Annotated in this window: 19 protein-coding genes, 1 other RNA gene and 1 pseudogene; 10 read left to right on the top strand and 11 right to left on the bottom strand. The window is 65.6% G+C overall.

The window, feature by feature from the left end; translation table 11 throughout:
* Positions 1-123: 123 nt before the first annotated feature.
* On the top strand, positions 124-777 hold the full coding sequence (locus ACT53K_RS03590; protein WP_476227155.1) for a DsbA family oxidoreductase: 654 nt from the start codon (positions 124-126) through the stop codon (positions 775-777).
* A gap of 12 nt (positions 778-789) precedes the next feature.
* On the opposite strand, the gene ACT53K_RS03585 is transcribed toward ACT53K_RS03590, so the two are convergent.
* Positions 790-1,158 carry a M67 family metallopeptidase gene (locus tag ACT53K_RS03585; RefSeq protein WP_476227154.1) on the bottom strand — a complete coding sequence of 123 codons (369 nt, stop codon included), beginning with the start codon at positions 1,156-1,158 and terminating at the stop codon, positions 790-792.
* Positions 1,159-1,212: 54 nt separating this feature from the next.
* On the opposite strand from ACT53K_RS03585, the gene ACT53K_RS03580 reads away from it, so the two are divergent.
* The 4 genes from ACT53K_RS03580 to ACT53K_RS03565 all read left to right on the top strand — a co-directional run bounded on the left by ACT53K_RS03580 (position 1,213) and on the right by ACT53K_RS03565 (position 4,359).
* On the top strand, positions 1,213-2,169 hold the full coding sequence (locus ACT53K_RS03580) for an RluA family pseudouridine synthase (RefSeq protein WP_476227153.1): 957 nt from the start codon (positions 1,213-1,215) through the stop codon (positions 2,167-2,169).
* 62 nt (positions 2,170-2,231) lie between these two features.
* On the top strand, positions 2,232-3,137 hold the full coding sequence (rpoH, locus tag ACT53K_RS03575; protein WP_476227282.1) for an RNA polymerase sigma factor RpoH: 906 nt from the start codon (positions 2,232-2,234) through the stop codon (positions 3,135-3,137).
* Positions 3,138-3,199: 62 nt separating this feature from the next.
* The gene (gene mtgA / locus ACT53K_RS03570) at positions 3,200-3,949 is read left to right on the top strand and encodes a monofunctional biosynthetic peptidoglycan transglycosylase (RefSeq protein ID WP_476227152.1); all 750 of its coding nucleotides are present in this window, start codon (positions 3,200-3,202) and stop codon (positions 3,947-3,949) included.
* Positions 3,937-4,359, top strand: a complete 423-nt coding sequence (locus ACT53K_RS03565; protein ID WP_476227151.1) for an NUDIX hydrolase — start codon at positions 3,937-3,939, stop codon at positions 4,357-4,359. The genes mtgA and ACT53K_RS03565 overlap by 13 nt, the downstream gene beginning before the upstream one ends.
* Here ACT53K_RS03565 and ACT53K_RS03560 read toward each other — a convergent pair.
* The 8 genes and pseudogenes from ACT53K_RS03560 to ACT53K_RS03525 form a co-directional block, all read right to left on the bottom strand.
* A complete protein-coding gene (locus ACT53K_RS03560) occupies positions 4,346-4,606 on the bottom strand; it encodes a hypothetical protein (protein ID WP_476227150.1) in 261 nt (86 codons plus the stop codon). The two genes, ACT53K_RS03565 and ACT53K_RS03560, sit on opposite strands and share 14 nt — an antisense overlap.
* A 71-nt stretch (positions 4,607-4,677) precedes the next feature.
* Positions 4,678-5,001, bottom strand: coding sequence for a YbaB/EbfC family nucleoid-associated protein (locus tag ACT53K_RS03555; RefSeq protein WP_476227149.1), 324 nt, complete (start codon positions 4,999-5,001; stop codon positions 4,678-4,680).
* Positions 4,998-6,662 (bottom strand): DNA polymerase III subunit gamma/tau, encoded by a 1,665-nt coding sequence (locus tag ACT53K_RS03550; RefSeq protein WP_476227148.1) that lies wholly within the window; start codon positions 6,660-6,662, stop codon positions 4,998-5,000. Before ACT53K_RS03550 ends, ACT53K_RS03555 begins: the two co-directional genes overlap by 4 nt.
* Before the next feature lie 87 nt (positions 6,663-6,749).
* Positions 6,750-6,847: signal recognition particle sRNA small type (ffs, locus tag ACT53K_RS03545), an RNA gene on the bottom strand.
* A 51-nt stretch (positions 6,848-6,898) separates the two neighbouring features.
* On the bottom strand, positions 6,899-7,039 hold the full coding sequence (locus tag ACT53K_RS03540; protein WP_476227147.1) for a hypothetical protein: 141 nt from the start codon (positions 7,037-7,039) through the stop codon (positions 6,899-6,901).
* 89 nt (positions 7,040-7,128) lie between these two features.
* A complete protein-coding gene (locus tag ACT53K_RS03535) occupies positions 7,129-7,464 on the bottom strand; it encodes a 2Fe-2S iron-sulfur cluster-binding protein (RefSeq protein WP_476227146.1) in 336 nt (111 codons plus the stop codon).
* Positions 7,461-8,575, bottom strand: a pseudogene (locus ACT53K_RS03530) (cysteine desulfurase family protein). The gene ACT53K_RS03535 and the pseudogene ACT53K_RS03530 overlap by 4 nt, the downstream one beginning before the upstream one ends.
* Entirely contained in the window at positions 8,572-9,657 is a 1,086-nt protein-coding gene (locus ACT53K_RS03525; RefSeq protein ID WP_476227145.1) for a cysteine desulfurase family protein, read from the bottom strand. Before ACT53K_RS03525 ends, ACT53K_RS03530 begins: the two are co-directional and overlap by 4 nt.
* A 191-nt stretch (positions 9,658-9,848) precedes the next feature.
* Between ACT53K_RS03525 and ACT53K_RS03520 the strand changes: the two genes are divergently transcribed.
* Entirely contained in the window at positions 9,849-10,952 is a 1,104-nt protein-coding gene (locus ACT53K_RS03520) for a glycosyltransferase family 4 protein (RefSeq protein WP_476227144.1), read from the top strand.
* Between the two features lie 157 nt (positions 10,953-11,109).
* Positions 11,110-11,766 (top strand): alpha/beta hydrolase, encoded by a 657-nt coding sequence (locus ACT53K_RS03515; protein ID WP_476227143.1) that lies wholly within the window; start codon positions 11,110-11,112, stop codon positions 11,764-11,766.
* A gap of 84 nt (positions 11,767-11,850) precedes the next feature.
* Here ACT53K_RS03515 and ACT53K_RS03510 read toward each other — a convergent pair whose 3' ends face one another.
* Both ACT53K_RS03510 and ACT53K_RS03505 read right to left on the bottom strand, forming a co-directional pair.
* Positions 11,851-12,024 carry a hypothetical protein gene (locus tag ACT53K_RS03510; protein ID WP_476227142.1) on the bottom strand — a complete coding sequence of 58 codons (174 nt, stop codon included), beginning with the start codon at positions 12,022-12,024 and terminating at the stop codon, positions 11,851-11,853.
* A complete protein-coding gene (locus ACT53K_RS03505; protein ID WP_476227141.1) occupies positions 12,021-12,989 on the bottom strand; it encodes a threonine ammonia-lyase in 969 nt (322 codons plus the stop codon). The genes ACT53K_RS03510 and ACT53K_RS03505 overlap by 4 nt, the downstream gene beginning before the upstream one ends.
* A 152-nt stretch (positions 12,990-13,141) precedes the next feature.
* Here ACT53K_RS03505 and ACT53K_RS03500 point away from each other — a divergent pair, with 152 nt between their 5' ends.
* The 3 genes from ACT53K_RS03500 (at position 13,142) to ACT53K_RS03490 (ending at position 16,629) form a co-directional block, all read left to right on the top strand.
* Complete coding sequence (locus ACT53K_RS03500; RefSeq protein WP_476227140.1) at positions 13,142-14,368, top strand: type III PLP-dependent enzyme; 1,227 nt, start codon at positions 13,142-13,144, stop codon at positions 14,366-14,368.
* A gap of 187 nt (positions 14,369-14,555) precedes the next feature.
* The gene (locus ACT53K_RS03495; protein ID WP_476227139.1) at positions 14,556-15,635 is read left to right on the top strand and encodes a 1,9-bis(guanidino)-5-aza-nonane synthase; all 1,080 of its coding nucleotides are present in this window, start codon (positions 14,556-14,558) and stop codon (positions 15,633-15,635) included.
* 124 nt (positions 15,636-15,759) lie between these two features.
* Complete coding sequence (locus ACT53K_RS03490; RefSeq protein ID WP_476227138.1) at positions 15,760-16,629, top strand: TraB/GumN family protein; 870 nt, start codon at positions 15,760-15,762, stop codon at positions 16,627-16,629.
* Positions 16,630-16,651 lie beyond the last annotated feature (22 nt).

Genomic DNA, 16,651 nt, shown 5'->3' with positions numbered 1-16,651 from the left:
GGCACTCTTCGGAGTGCCGCTCTTTTTTTTGCGTCCGCCCATTTCCTGATCGCCGCGTTCCCGGCCCCTTCCCTCCACCGGCGCCAGCGACTAGCGTTTCGCTGCCGCAGCAGAAGGATCGCCATGCCCGCCCCGCTCAAGATCGACTTTGTCTCCGACGTCGTGTGCCCCTGGTGCGTGATCGGCCTACGCGGGCTGGAGGAGGCGCTGGATCGGCTGGCGGGCAGCGTTTCGGCGGCAGTCACCTTCCACCCGTTCGAACTCAACCCGGACATGCCGCCCGAAGGCGAGAACATCGTCGAGCATATCGGCCGCAAATATGGTGCGAGCGCCGAACAGTCGGCGAGCACCCGCGCGATGATCCGCGAACGCGCCGCCGCACTCGGCTTCACCATGGCGATGACGGACGAGAGCCGCATCTACAACACGTTCGACGCGCATCGCCTGCTCCACTGGGCCGGGCAAAGCGGCCGGCAACAGGCACTGAAGCACGCGCTGTTCACAGCCTATTTCACCGAAGGCCGCAACCCGGCGGAACGCGCCACGCTGATCGACGCAGCCACCCAAGCCGGGCTCGACGCGGAGGCGGCGGCCGAAATCATCGACAGCGGGCGCTATGCCGAGGAAGTTCGCGCCGAAGAAGCGCTATGGCGCAGCCGGGGCATCGACGCTGTCCCAGCGATTGTCGTCAACGACCGCTATCTGATCAGCGGCGGCCAGCCGCCCGAAGCGTTCGAACAGGCCCTCCGGCAGATCGCTGCGGAAGAAGCGCGTTAGCCCAGGCGAGACTCAATCGGCCAAATCCAGCGGCATCGTGGCAAACCGCCCCCACCGCCCCTGCTTCCCCGCGCGCCAGCAGGTCATCGCCTCGCCCGCCACAATCACCCACAGCTTGCCGTCGGGCGCCGCCATCGCCGCGTCGGTTTCGGACGGCATTGCGTCGCCGCTTGGGTGCGAATGCCAATAGCCGACCAGACTCGGTCCGCCGGCACGCTCCGCCCGCAACGCTGCGAACAGCGCCGCAGGGTCGATCTCGAAATGGGTCTCGGGTGTTTCGCTGACGTTCCGGGTCTCGGAAAAGGCGGTGATCGCCTCCCCCGCTCCGAACAGCAGCCCGCACGCCTCGGCAGGCGCAACTGCGGCGGCAGCTTTTTTCATACCGGTCAGTACGGATCTTGAAATCGTAACGCGCATGCCCATTTCCCGTAAAACATGGATCAGGGGGTTTCCATCATTGAAGCGCGGATCGCGGAAGGCGCGCATGGCTGGCGGCTCGACCGCGCGCTGGCCGATGCGCTGCCCACGCTGTCGCGCGAGCGGCTGAAGGCGCTCATCTCGTCGGGCGCTGTCACCGGCCCCGATGGCGGGCTGGCGCGCGATCCCGCGCGCAAGGCGGCGGGCGGCGCACTGTTCCGTATCGCCGTGCCCGATCCCAAACCGGCGCATAACGAAGCACAGGACATTCCCTTGAACGTGGTGTTCGAGGACGAGCACCTGATCGTGATCGACAAGCCCGCCGGGCTGGTCGTCCACCCCGCCGCCGGCAATCTCGACGGTACGCTGGTCAATGCCCTGCTCCACCACTGCGCCGGCCAGCTTTCGGGAATTGGCGGGGTGGCGCGGCCGGGCATCGTCCACCGGATCGACAAGGATACGTCGGGCCTGATGGTCGCGGCGAAGACCGATCGTGCGCATGAAGGGCTCGCCCGCCAGTTCAAGGCGCACAGTATTGACCGTCGCTATCGCGCGATCGCCGGCGGCACCATCGTGAAGGCGGAAGGCACGGTGAACGCCGCGCTCGCCCGCTCGCCCGCGAACCGCAAGAAAATCGCCGTCTGCTCCCCTGGCCAGGGCAAGCACGCAATCACGCACTGGACTAAACTTCATAAACTTCGCGACGCAACATTGGTCGAATGCCGGCTGGAAACCGGCCGCACGCATCAGGTGCGCGTCCACATGGCGTCGATCGGCCACCCGCTGGTGGGTGACCCTCTATATGGAAGTATGCGTTCCGCCCATCGCGAGATTCTGGCAACCTTGGGTTTCCGGCGCCAGGCCTTGCATGCGGCGCGGCTCGGGTTCATCCACCCGATAAATAGTAACGCTTTGGCGTTTGATAGCGAAATACCTGCAGACATGCAGGAACTGTTCAACCAGCTTCTCGTATGAGGTTACCGGCGTTCGACTCCGTCCAGCGGACAGGGCGCCGGCAAGGAAAGGGAGACATGATCATGGCTAGCGGCAGCAACGTCCCCGCGACGATTCCCGCGCTCGGCGGCGAGGCGAGCCTCAATCGCTATCTGGCCGAGATCAAGAAATTTCCGATCCTGAGCCCGGAGCAGGAATATATGCTCGCCAAGCGGTTTCAGGAACATGGCGACACTGATGCGGCGGCGCAGCTCGTCACGTCGCACCTGCGGCTCGTCGCGAAGATCGCGATGGGCTATCGCGGCTATGGCCTGCCGGTGTCGGAGCTGATTTCCGAAGGCAATATCGGCCTGATGCAGGGCGTGAAGAAGTTCGAGCCCGATCGGGGCTTCCGCCTCGCGACCTATGCGATGTGGTGGATCCGCGCCTCGATCCAGGAATTCATCCTGCGTTCGTGGAGCCTGGTGAAGATGGGCACCACCGCCGCGCAGAAGAAGCTGTTCTTCAACCTGCGCCGGATGAAGGCCAAGCTCGATGCGTTCGACGATGGCGATCTGAGCCCCGAAAATCTCGCCAAGATCGCCACCGACCTCGGCGTGACCGAGGAAGAAGTCACCTCGATGAACCGCCGCATGGCGATGGGCGGCGATACGTCGCTCAACGTGCCGATGCGTGAGGATGGCGAAAGCCAGTGGCAGGACTGGCTCGCCGATGAAGGCCCGTTGCAGGACGAGGCCGTCGCCGAGGCGCAGGAGGCCGATGTCCGCCACGAGATGCTCGTCTCGGCGATGGAAGACCTCAATGAGCGCGAGAAGCACATTCTGACCGAGCGGCGTCTGACCGACGATCCGAAGACGCTGGAGGAACTGAGCCAGGTCTATGGCGTGTCGCGCGAGCGTGTCCGCCAGATCGAGGTGCGGGCGTTCGAGAAGCTGCAAAAGGCAATGATGCGGCTGGCGGGCGACCGCCGCCTGCTCGCCACCCACTGAGCGGCGATACGGTTCCCGCCGGATTGCGGGAACCGCCCCGGCTGGGGCATGGGAGCGCGGTGATGCAGACTCGCACCCGTTCCCGCTCCGCCTCCCCCCGCCGCCGCCGCGCCGCCACCGGCGCCAAGCCATGGTGGCGCCGCCTGCTGGTATTGCTGGTGCAGCTCGTGCTCGGGTTCGTGCTGCTGTCGCTGTTCATGGTGACGGTCTATCGCTTCCTTGCGCCGCCGATCACCTGGACGATGATCGGCGACATGCTCGGCGGCCACGGCGCGACGCGGCAGTGGATGTCGCTCGACCGGATCGACCCCAGCATGGCCCGTGCGGCGATTGCGGCGGAGGATTCGCGCTTCTGCCAGCATCACGGCTTCGACCTGGCGGCGATGGAAAAGGCCTATCAGCGCAACGCCCAGGGCGGCCACACCATCCGCGGCGGCTCGACAATCAGCCAGCAGACGGCGAAGAATGTCTTCCTCTGGCAAGGCGGCGGATACTTCCGCAAGGGGCTGGAAGCGTGGTTCACCGTCCTCATCGAGAATATCTGGGGCAAAAGGCGGATCATGGAAGTGTATCTGAACGTCGCCGAGACGGGCATCGGCACCTATGGCGTCAACGCGGGGGCGATGCGCTATTTCGACCACGATGCCTCGCACCTTTCCGACCGCGAGGCGGCCCTGATCGCCGCCGTCCTGCCCCTGCCGAAGAAACGGGCCGCGGTCGATCCGCACGGCTATACCCGCCGCTATGGCAACCGGATCAACGCGCGGATCAACGTGGTGGCCGGCAACGGGCTGGACAGGTGCCTGAAGTAAGCCCCACGATCCGCATCGCTGCCGCAGTCATCGAAGACAGCGCCGGCCGCCTGCTTCTCGTGCGCAAGACCGGGACCGAGCGGTTCATGCTGCCCGGCGGCAAGATCGATCCCGGCGAAACCGCGCTGGAGGCACTTCGTCGCGAACTCGCCGAAGAAATTGGGCTCACGCCTGGCGCGAAAGCCCAACCGCTCGGGCAGTTCCAAGCCCCTGCTGCGAACGAACAAGGATACACGGTCGTCGCCGAGCTATTTCGGCTGCCTGCCCGGCAGGAACCGCGCGCAGCCGCGGAAATAGCGGAAGCGATCTGGTTCGATCCCGATCAGGCGACAACGATTTCTTTGGCGCCTCTCGTCCAGACGCAGGTTCTGCCGCTCTTACGGCGGCGCTCAGCCACTATTTCTTCGTAGCGTCCTTCGCCGCGTCGCCTACGTCTTTCGCGGCGTCGCCCACGTCTTTGGCGGCGCTGGTGACTGCATCGGTCTTCACATTTTCGCGGCGGTTCTGATTGATGAGGTAGAATGCGCCGACCGCCACTGCCAGCAGCAGGACGATCGCGAGCAATGCCACGCCGCCCCCACCGCCGCGCCGTTCGATTACCGTGGTGTGCGTCGCGCGGTCGGTCGCGACGCCGTCTTCTACGATACGGTCTGCCATGATCGTCTCTCCTCGGTTACCTGGCGACAGCAACCGAGGGAGCCGATCATTGGTTCCCCTAACCCGTTGTATCAGAACGGGAGCTTGAAGCCCGGCGGCAGCGGCAGGCCGCTAGTCATCTTGCTCATGGCTTCCTGCGAGGCGGCGTCCGCCTTTACCCGCGCATCGTTGAAGGCGGCCGCGAGCAGATCCTCGAGCATCGCCTTTTCGGATACAGCCATCAGCGAATCGTCGATGGCGATGCCGATGATACGCCCCTTGGCGCTGGCCTTCACCTTTACGAGCCCGCCGCCGGAAACGCCTTCGACCTCGACCGTGTCGAGGCTCGCCTGCGCCTTGGTCAGCTCGGCCTGGACGTTCTGCGCCATGGCCATGATGTCTTCGAGACTCTTCATCCGTCACTCCCGGTCTTGGTCCAGCCGATCAACTCGGCGTCTGGAAATGCCTGCATGGCGGCCGCGACGATCGGCGAAGCGAGCACCGCTTCGCGTTCCGCGGTTTCCCTGGCAGCCTGCTCCTCGCGCAGCGTCATCGCGGTGGCGCCTTCGACCAGCGTCACCTTCCAGTGCACGCCGGTGCTCTCCTTCAGCGCCGCGCCCAGTTCACGCACAAAATCCTGCGGCAGCGGGCGCGCCGCGCCAAAATCGATTTCGCTGTTTTCGAACCGCACCGGCCGCATATAGTCGCGCACGAACATCGCGAGCTGGAGCCGGCGATGCGTCTCCAGATGATCGGCAAGTTCGCTGAGATTGCCTGGCAGCACCGGCCCGGTTTCCTGCACCGTCGCCGGCCCCGGCCCGGTGGGGGCGGTCGAAGCAACGGCGGGTAGCGGCGTGCCGGCCGGCACCGCCACGGTGCCGCTCAATATCTGCTTCGCCAGCTCCCCCGGATCGGGCAGTTGCGAAGCATGAATCACGCGCAGCAGCGCCATCTCGGTCGCTTCGATCGGCAGTGCCGCCTTTGCGACCTCATCGTGACCGCGTAGCAACAGCTGCCACAAACGGTGCAGCGCCGGGAAGGACAGGCGCCCAGCCCATTCCTCCATCGCCTCGCGCTCTTCGGTCGACTGGCCCGACAGGCGATGCGTGCCCAGCTTCACCAGCGTCACGCCGTGCACCGTCTCGAGCAACGCACGCAGCACCGCCAGCGGATCGACGCCCAGATCATATTGTGCGCGCAGCCCGGCCAGCGCCGCCTGCCCGTCGCCCGCCAGCAGCGTGCCGAACAGCGCACGATTGGCGCCGCGGTCGGACAGGCCGAGCATCTGGCGGACCGCCTCCGCCTTGACGCCCTCGCCTTCCAGCCCGGCATGGGCGATGGCCTGATCGAGGATCGACAGGCCATCGCGCGCCGATCCTTCCGCCGCCCGCGCCACCAGCGCCAACGCCTCGGGTTCGGCCTCGACATGCTCGGCCTCGCACACCTTGGCGAAATGCTCGGCGAGCAGTTCGGCCGGAATGCGGCGCAGGTCGAAGCGCTGGCAGCGCGACAGCACCGTCACCGGCACCTTGTTCACCTCGGTCGTGGCGAACAGGAATTTCACGTGCCCCGGCGGTTCTTCCAGCGTCTTGAGCAGCGCGTTGAACGCGCTCTTCGACAGCATATGGACTTCGTCGATAATGTAGATCTTGTAGCGCGCCGAAACCGCTGCATAGCGCGACGCCTCGATGATCTCGCGGACATCGTCGACACCGGTGTGGCTGGCGGCGTCCATTTCGATCACGTCGATATGGCGCCCCTCGGCAATGGCCCGGCAAGGTTCGCACACGCCGCACGGGTCGATGGTCGGCCCGCCCTGCCCGTCCGGCCCGATGCAGTTGAGCGCCTTGGCGATCAGCCGCGCCGTGGAAGTCTTGCCTACACCGCGAACGCCGGTGAGCAGGAAGGCATGCGCCAGCCGGCCGCGCTTGATCGCGTTGCCCAGCGTGGTGACCATCGCGTCCTGGCCGATCAGCGCGCTGAACGTCTGCGGACGGTATTTGCGGGCGAGCACGCGATAGGCTTCGCCGCGCTGCGGCTGGGCGGGTTCGTCGAGGCCAAGCAGGGAATCGGACATCGCTGCCTATCTAGGCATCCGCGTTCGATTTGTCGAAGCGGCAGGCGCTATGCGCTGTGGATAGCAGCCGCGCAGTCAGCGATGTGATGAGGTGGGAGCCGGAACGACCCGGGACGAAATCGTTACGGCTGCTTCCTTCCGGACCTGACCGGGTTGGCGACGATCCCGTCCGCCCGACTCCCGCCGCGCATATGGGGGAAGTGGATGCGGGTGGCAAGAGGGCGCGCGCGCCTGCCTCAGCCGGTAAGCTGCGCCAGCCGCACAACAATCACGATGGCAATCACTGCCAACGCCACCAGCGTTACGGAAAGCGTTACGGAAAATGCCGTGCGCACGCCAAACCCCGTCTGGCGATTTTCCTCACCGTCCAGCCGCATGTCCGCCTCCTGCCGTTCCCTGAGGCCGGCATGGCTGGCGAAGCGGCTGCGGCCAATCGGGAAGAGTCCCGATCCCGGGTTTGGCGCCCCTATCGCCCCTGCATGTCGCGGTGGCCGCGCGGCATACGGATCGTCAGCCCGTCCAGCGTCTCGTCGAGGACAATCTGGCACGCCAGGCGGCTGGTCCGCACCGCGCCCAGTGCCAGATCGAGCATGTCTTCCTCTTCCTCGCTGGCGGCGGGCAGGCGCGCGAAATCCTCCGGCGCGACGATTACATGGCAAGTGGAACAGGCCATCTGCCCCTCGCATGTACCCTCCAGCGGCTGCCCGGCATTTTGCGCGACTTCCAGCAGGCACGTGCCGGGCGCGGCCTCCACTTCCTGCACTACGCTTCCGTCGGCGCCTTCGAACCGGATGCGGATCATGCCGCTACACGCTGGGCGGCGGCAGCCGCAACGATACGGTCGAGTGCGCTCATCAATTCCTCCTCGGTCGTACTGCGGCCAAAGCCGATCCGGATGCTCGAACGCGCCTGCGCGTCGGAAAGCCCGATCGTGCGCAGCACATGACTGGGCCGACCCGACCCGCTGGCACAGGCAGAGCCGGCCGAAAAGGCAATATCGCGCAAATCGGCCATCAATCGCGCGACATCCAGCCCCTCGCGACGAATGTTGAGGTTGCCAAGGTAGCGGGACATGGCCGAGCCATTGAGGTACCACCCGCTTTCTCCCCTCCCGCTTGCGGGAGGGTAGCTAGGCCAAGCCTCCAGCACGCCGCCTCGAACAACCGCGCTACATGCGCCGCATCGGCATCCCACCGCGTCGCCGCCAGCTTCGCCGCTGCGCCGAACCCGGCGCACAGTGCCGGCGAGAGTGTACCCGAGCGGCCCGGCGCCTCTTGGCCGCCGCCATGGAGCAGCGGCGCCAGCGAAACGCCGTCGCGGATCCAGAGCGCGCCAATGCCCTTCGGTCCATGAATCTTGTGCGCGGAGATCGCCACCAGATCGCAACTTTCGGGGATCGGTACCCGCCCATAACCCTGCACCGCGTCGCACAGGAACAACGCGCCGGCAGCATGCGCCAATCCGGCCAGCGCGGCGGCCGGCTGGATCACGCCGATCTCGTTGTTGACCAGCATCGCTGCGACCAACCCGGTTCCCGGCACAATCGCCGCGCGGGCCGCCGCCAGATCGACCAACCCGTCGGCACCGACCGGCAGCACCGTCACCGGTCGCCCGGAGGCCGCCGCCGCGTCGAGCACGGCGGCATGTTCGGTGGCAAGCGTGACGATCGGCCCGGCACTGCCCTTGATCGCCCAGTTGAGCGCCTCCGTCGCGCCGCTGGTGAAGGCGACGCGGCCGCCGGCCGGGAGCAGCGCCGCGACCTGCGCGCGGGCGACTTCCACCGCAGCTTTCGCCGCCCGACCGGGCGCATGCGGCGAATGTGGATTGGCGTGTTGCTGCTCCAGCCAGGGGAGCATCGCCGCCAGCGCTTCGGCGGCGAGCGGTGTCGTCGCCTGATAATCGAGATAGATCACGCCGCCCGCGCCCGGGCATCGGCCGCTGTCGCCTGCCATAACTCAGCGAAACGATCGACCTCTGCCTCGGTCGTGGTTCGGCCGAAGCTTACCCGGACGACTTCACGCAGATCGGGTTCCTGCCACCCCATTGCGGTCAACACATGGCTTGGACGCATGCTGCCCGACGAACAGGCGCTTCCTGCCGACACCGCTATTCCGGCGAGATCGAAGCGAATCAGTTGCGCAGCAGCCGACACGCCCGGCATCCGATAGGCGCCGATCAGCGGGCTGCGCGGGCTCTGCGCCCCCACGATCACGCCCCCGGCAGCAGCAATCGTCGCCTCCAGCCGTTTCCGCAGCCGCGCCATTTCCGCCATATCCTCGGGCAGCTCGACCGCGACAGCATAGCCGAGAGCGCCGGGAAGATTCTCGGTCCCGGCCCGATACCCCTTTTCCTGCCCGCCGGTAGGGATCAGCACGCCGAAATCCCGAACCAGCAAGGCGCCGATTCCCGGGGGTCCGCCGCGCTTGTGCGCCGACACGGCCACCAGATCGGCGTGGCGCAGCACCGCCGCGTCTGCGCGCACAGGCATCTGCGCCGCGTCGACCAGAAAAATCCCGCCCGCCGCATGGACGACAGCTGCGATGTCGGCGATCGGCTGGCGCACGCCCGTTTCGCTGTTCGCCCATTGCACGCAGACCAGGCTGCGATCGGAGACATCCAGGGCCGTCGCCAGCGCGGCGAGGTTAAGAATTCCGCCGGGCTCGACCGGCAGGACCGTCGCGCCCTCTGACAACCGCAACACCGCGTCATGCTCGACGGCAGTAACAAATCTCCGTTCGACCGCGCTGCGCCCGATCGCCAGCGCCAGCGATTCGCTCGCACCGCTGGTCAGCACCACTTCGTGCGCCCAGCCATAGGCCGCTGCGATACGCCGCCGTGCCTCCTCCAGTAAGGCGCGTGCCGCCCGCCCCTCGCCATGCGGCGACGAGGGGTTCGCCCAAAGCTGCATGCCGCTCTCCACCGCCGCTATCGCAACGGGGTGCATCGGAGTCGTGGCTGCATGGTCGAGATAGATACGGGTCAAATCTGGTCCCATTGTCCATGTTGCAGTGCGAACACTTCCTGTGCCTATAATGTGTCGCAGCCTTTTTGTTACCTTCCTTCCCGATCCACAGGAATAGCCTTGCCCGGACCCGATCTTGCCAACCTAGCCCGGCGCGCGCCCCGCAGTCGGGCGGCCCTGCGCGCCCCTCGCATGCGCTGCGCGGGTTGAGGGGGAGCCGACTCATGCGGTGGAAAAACGGCCTGACAATCAATGGAAAGTTCTTCGGCGCCCACATGACTGGCGTCCACCGCGTCGGGATGGAACTTACGCGCCAGTTGGAGCGCCATGGCGAAGAAGTCGCCGCGCTTTTCGGCAGCGCACCCCGGCTTTTGATTCCCACGGATGTCGCCGAAAACAAAGTTGAAACCAGTCTGGTAGTCGAGAGGGGGCGTTTCCTCGCCGGTCAGCTGTGGGAACAGCTGGAATTGCCTGTCCAGGCACGCGGGAGCCTGCTGCTCAGCTTCTGCAATCTGTCACCGATTCTGAAACGGGACTCGGTGACAATGATCCATGACGCGCAAACTTTCTCGACTCCGGCCTCGTACAGTTTTGCATTCCGCACATTTTATCAGCGGATTCAGCCGATCATCGGCCGGCGGGCACGGGCTATACTGACGGTGTCTCACTTCTCCCGCGAACAGATTGCACACTATGGCATTGCACCGATCGAGCGGGTTCATGTCGTCCATAATGGGTGCGACCACGACGCCAGCCGCGATCATAACGAGGCAGCGATCCTCGAACGGTTCGGCCTGGAACGTGGGCAGTATGTCGTGGCGTTGGCGTCGGATCAGCACCACAAGAACATTAGCGTCCTGCTGAAAGCATTCGCCGAACCGCAACTGGCCAATATCAAGCTGGTGTTGTTCGGCTCGAACGGTGCGGCGGCGGTGGGCAGGCTGGGCGTGCCCATTCCCGCCGGAACGGTTTTCACGGGCCGCCTCTCGGATGACGATCTGGCCAGTCTGGTGTCGCAAGCATTGTGCCTCGCCATGCCCTCCACAACCGAAGGCTTTGGTCTTCCACCTCTGGAGGCGATGAACCTCGGCTGCCCGACCATCGTCGCCCCCTGTGGCGCACTGCCAGAGGTGTGTGGCGACGCAGCATTGTTCGCGCCGCCGGATTCGACTGGCCAATGGGCTGCGGCGGTCCGGCGGCTGGCAGACGATCCCGCGCTCCGGGAAAGTTTGCGCGCGCGGGGCTTTGCACAAGCCAGCACGTTTACCTGGGATCGGGCAGGCGACACACTAATCGCCACATTGCGGATGCTGGCGGAAACGCTCTGACCTCGCGGACGGCCCTGGCCGGGAATATGCATCCCGCGCTGTGGCTCGAACGTAAACAGCACCCACTACCGTTCCAATTGCGTCCGATGCCGCGCTGCCTATATAGCGACGACGTTCTGCGCTCCATCGCGCACTTGCCCAATCGACAGGATCTGCTTTGCCCGAAGTCATTTTTCCCGGACCCGAAGGTCGTCTCGAAGGCCGCTTCGCCCCCGCTCCCCGTCCGCGCGCGCCGGTGGCGATGATTCTCCACCCGCATCCCAATGCAGGCGGCACGATGAACAACCGCATCGTCCAGGATCTCTACAAGACCTTCCAGCGCCGCGGCTTCGCGACGCTGCGCTTCAATTTCCGCGGCGTCGGCAAGAGCCAGGGCACGTTCGACAACGGTATCGGCGAGCTCTCCGACGCGGCGAGCGCGCTCGACTGGGTGCAGAGCTTCCACCAGGAAGCATCGTCCACCTGGGTCGCGGGCTTCGGCTTCGGCGCGTGGATCGGCATGCAACTGCTGATGCGCCGCCCGGAAATTCGCGGTTTCATCTCGATCGCGCCGCCGGCGAACATGTTCGACTTCACCTTCCTCGCCCCCTGCCCCAGCTCGGGCATCATCATTCAGGGTGAGCAGGACGAGGTGGTGACGCCCGGGGCCGTGCAGAAGCTGGTCGACAAGCTGCGCACCCAGAAGCACATCACCATCCATCACGACACCATTCCGGGCGCGAATCACTTCTTCGAGCACGAAATGGATCACCTGATGGGCTCGGTCGATCGTTATCTCGACATGCGGCTCGATCCCAACTGCCCGATCCGCTAATCCACCACTGGCTCAGCGCGGCGACAGCACCGCACTGAGCCAGCGATTGACGATGGCGCCGCGTGATCTGCCGCGCCGGCCTCGTTACACCGTCCAGATCAGCACATTGCCCAGAATGACGAGGGCGCACACCAGCATCAGCACCCCGCGCAGCCGATCGCCCTGGCGGAGCACGACCACGCCGCCCCAAACCAGCGCCAAAACTGCCAGCACCGCAATGCTCATCGCCAGCGGCGCAACGCCTGCCACACCGCTCACGCCGCACCGCCGATCGCGCGGGCGTAATCCTCGGGATCGACATTACCGCCGGAGAGGATCACCAGCGTTCCCGCTTCTGCCGCCACCTTGCCGGCCAGCAGCGCAGCAAGACCGACGGCTCCGCCCGGCTCTACCACCAGTCGCAATTTCGCCGCCGCCCAGCGCTGCGCCGCACGAATCTCGGCCTCGCTGACAGCGACGCCCACCGCACCGCGCCGCGACAGCACGTCGAAGGTCAGTTGCGAGACGCACGGGGTCTGCAATGCGTCGCACGCCGTCAGCGGTGGGTATTCGCCGACCGGCTCAATCCACCCTGCCTCCAGGCTGCGCCGCATATCGTCCCATCCTTCGGGTTCGACCGGCAGTATCTCCGCCTCGGGCAGCGCCAGCGCAGTGCCCGCCGCCAGCCCGCCGCCACCGCACGGCACCAGCACGCGATTCGGCGCGTCGAGCCCTGCCTCCGCCATCTGCTTCGCCGCCTCGATCGCGGCGCTGCCCTGCCCTTCGATGATCCACGGATCGTCGAAGCTGGGCACCAGCACGGCACCGCGCGCATGGGCCAGATGCGCCGCGATCTTTTCGCGGCTCTCGGTCGCGCGATCGTAGCGGACCACTTCCGCCCCCAGCGCCAGCGTCGCTTCCAGCTTCACCTTCGGAGCGTCGTCGGGCATCACAATCACGGCGGGAATGCTCAGCCGCTTCGCAGCCCAGGCCACACCCTGCGCATGGTTGCCCGAGGAGAAGGCGACCACACCTTTGCCCCGCATGGAATCATCGATCGCGGTCAGCCGGTGCCACGCCCCGCGGACCTTGAACGCGCCGATCGGCTGAAGGCTTTCCGCCTTGAACGCGACTGGTACGCCGCGCACGTCCTGCACAAAGAGCGGCGTCGGCGGCAGGATCGCCGACAGCTTCGCGGCCGCATCTCGCACCCCCGCCCGGGTAGGTTGTCGCAAAATCGTCACAAAAAGCCCTCGCCGTATAAAAACGGACCCTCGAATCACTTTACATGGGGGTCCGACGCGCATATGTGCCGCCTTCCGCTGCCCCATGGGACTTCCAACCGCAAGGCAGCTTTCGTCAACGTTCGCCGTCAGGCACTTGGAGGTCCCTTGAGTTGCACAAGCATCATCGCGCGCTGGGGTTAGCGACCACCCTCACCGGCACCACCCGTGTTGCCGATATCGCTAAGCTTCGTCCGGTTCAGCCGGTTACGCTCGTCCGCCCGCACGCTGCATCGCGTGCAGCCCGGTTCTTCGCTGAGAAGTTCCCGGGCCGCTCGATGTATGCCGTAAAGGCTAATCCCTCGCCGGATCTGATCCAGATCCTGTGGGAGGTCGGAATCACGCATTTCGACGTCGCCTCGATCGCAGAGGTTCGGCTCGTCTCCGGCGTCGCGCCGGAAGCGACGCTGTGCTTCATGCACCCGGTAAAGGCTGAAGAAGCCATTGCCGAGGCCTATTTCGAGCACGGCGTTCGCGTCTTCAGCCTGGACAGCATGGAAGAGCTGGACAAGATCGTCCGCGCCACCAAGGGCGCGACCGATCTCACCCTTTGCGTGCGGCTGCGCGTTTCCTCCGATCACTCGAAGCTCAGCCTCGCGTCGAAGTTCGGCGTCGGCCCGGGCGAGAGCAAGGAGCTGCTGATCGCCGTCCGTCAGGTCGCCGATGCCCTGGGCATCTGCTTCCATGTCGGCAGCCAGGCGATGTCGCCCGAAGCCTATGCCAATGCGATGGAACGCGCCCGGATCGCAATCGTCGAGGCCGGCGTCACCGTCGACGTCGTCGATGTGGGCGGCGGTTTCCCGTCCAGCTATCCCGGCATGGAGCCGCCGCCGCTCGAGCGCTATTTCGCGACGATCCACCGCGCCTTCGAAAGCCTGCCGATTTCCTATTCGGCGGAACTGTGGGCGGAGCCGGGCCGTGCGCTGTGCGCCGAATATAGCTCGCTGATCGTGCGCGTCGAAAAGCGCCGCGGTGACGAGCTGTACATCAACGACGGCGCCTATGGCGCGCTGTTCGATGCGGCGCATATCGGCTGGCGCTTCCCGGTCCGCCTGCTGCGCGAACCGGATTCGCACGCCAAGGATATGGGCTTCAGCTTCTATGGCCCGACCTGCGACGATATGGATCGCATGGCCGGCCCGTTCGAGCTGCCGGCCGATATCCAGGCAGGTGACTATATCGAAATCGGCATGCTCGGCGCCTATGGCGCGGCGATGCGTACCGGTTTCAACGGCTTCACCGCCGGCGACACCGTGATCGTCGACGATGAGCCAATGGTGTCGCTCTACACCGGCGAAGACGAGGCGGCCGCCGCCCCGTCGAACGTCGTCAAGCTGTAATCAGCACGTCTTATCCGACCTCGCTCCCCTCCCGCTTGCGGGAGGGGTCGGGGGAGGGCATGGCGTGTTCCTGCACAGGAGCGGCCGAACGGCCCCTCCCCTGACCCTTCCGCCAAGCGGTAGGGGATTATATGGGTTTCCGCGTCCCCTTTGAATGACGGCGGCATGTGAAGAATTGGGAGTTCCCATGTCCGACAGCCTCACCAAGACCGCGGCGGCCAACGCCCCGATCAACGACACGCGCAAGGCCGAGCTGCTATCCAAGCAGGTCAAACACATCGACATCAAGAGCTTCGACGCGCGCCCGATCGTCGATGCGATGGCCGATATGAGCTTCACCAGCCGCGATCTGGGCCGCGCCACCAAGATCTACAACGACATGCTGGCCGACAAGGACTGCACGGTCTGCCTCGTGATCGCGGGCTCCACCTCGGCCGGCGGATGCATGGATCTCTATGCCGAGCTGGTGCGCAACAACATGGTCGACGTGATCGTCGCCACTGGCGCCACCATCGTCGACATGGATTTCTTCGAAGGGCTGGGCCACAAGCACTATCAGGCGCTCGAGATCCCCGACGACGACACGCTGCGTTCGCTCTACATCGACCGCATCTACGACACCTATATCGATGAGGAGCAGCTCCAGGACTGCGACTTCACGATCAACAAGATCGCGAACGAGCTGGAGCCCAAGGCCTATTCGAGCCGCGCCTTCATCCGCGAGATGGGCCGTTATCTGTCGGAGCACGGCAAGAAGGAAAACAGCCTGGTCAAGCTCGCCTATGAGCATGACGTGCCGATCTTCTGCCCGGCATTCGTCGACAGCTCCGCCGGCTTCGGCCTCGTCAAGCATCAGGTCGACCAGATGAAGGCAGGCAAGCCGTACCTGATGATCGACGCAGTCGCGGACTTCCGCGAGCTGACCGAGATCAAGATTCAGGCGGGCACCACCGGCCTGCTGATGATCGGCGGCGGCGTACCGAAGAACTTCATCCAGGACACTGTCGTCTGCGCCGAAATCCTGGGCCATGAGGATGTGGAAGTCCACAAGTACGCCGTGCAGATCACCGTTGCCGACGTGCGCGATGGCGCCTGCTCGTCCTCGACGCTGCAGGAAGCCGCGAGCTGGGGCAAGGTGAACACCGGCATCGAGCAGATGGTGTTCGCGGAGGCCGGTTCGGTGATGCCGCTGCTGGCGTCTGACGCCTACCACCGCGGCTATTGGAAGGATCGCGCCAAGCGCGGCTGGGCGAAGCTGTTCGCCTGAGCCTGAGCTGCACGGGGCGAGCCGCGCTCGTCCCGAGACCGCCCATCGGAAAATCGAAGCGACCGGGGAGCAATCCCCGGTCGTTTTCATATCCCCCCCTGCCCGCTTCGGCTAAAGCACGGCAATGTCGATGCTCCGACCGCTGGTTTTCGCCCTTGCCCTGCTTCTCGGCAGCTGCAGCACGCCGGGCCCGGACGCGAAGCCCGCGCTTTGGGCGGTCCGGGACGGCGACACGACGGTCTATCTGTTCGGCACCGTCCATATGCTCCGCCCGGAAATGCGGTGGTTCGCGGGCCCGGTGCGCGATGCGTTTGCGCGCAGCGACACGCTGGTCCTTGAACTCGTAATGCCGCCGCCGGCAGAAACTCAGGCATTGCTCGATCGTGTAGGCCGCACGCCCGGTGAGCCCAAGGTCGCCGCGCTGCCTGCCGCCGAGCGCGAAAAGCTCGCCAAGGCACTGCGCGCCGGCGGGTTGCCGCCGCAGGCCCTCAACGGCGACGAGCCCTGGCTGGCGGCACTCACCCTGTCCCTGCTGCCACTACAGAAGCTGGGCTATGCAGATGCCAATGGCGCCGAACAGGCATTGCAGGCGCAGGCCCGCAAGTCCGGCAAGAAGGTGGCAGGACTGGAAACTGCCGAACAGCAATTCGGCTATTTCGACCATCTGTCGGCGGCGGCACAGCGCCGCCTGCTGGACAGCACGATTGCCGGGCTGCCCGACACCGGCAAGCAGATCGCGGCGACGATCGACGCCTGGAGCAAGGGTGATAGTGCCGGGCTGGCCCGCCTGCTCAACAGCGACCTCGCCGCCAATCCCGAGTTGCGCGAAACGCTGCTGGTTCAACGCAATCGCCGCTGGACGAACTGGATCGCCGGGCAAATGCAACGGCCCGGCACCGTCTTTGTGGCCGTCGGCGCGGGGCATCTGGCCGGCAGCGACGGCGTGCCCGCCATGCTTTCCGCCCGCGGGCTGAAGGTCGAGCGTCTGCAATAAGGCGCAGCGGCCTGCCGTTATT

It is taken from the genome of Sphingomonas sp. DMC8 (assembly GCF_056314185.1).
This window is presented reverse-complemented; position numbering and strand designations above follow the sequence as displayed.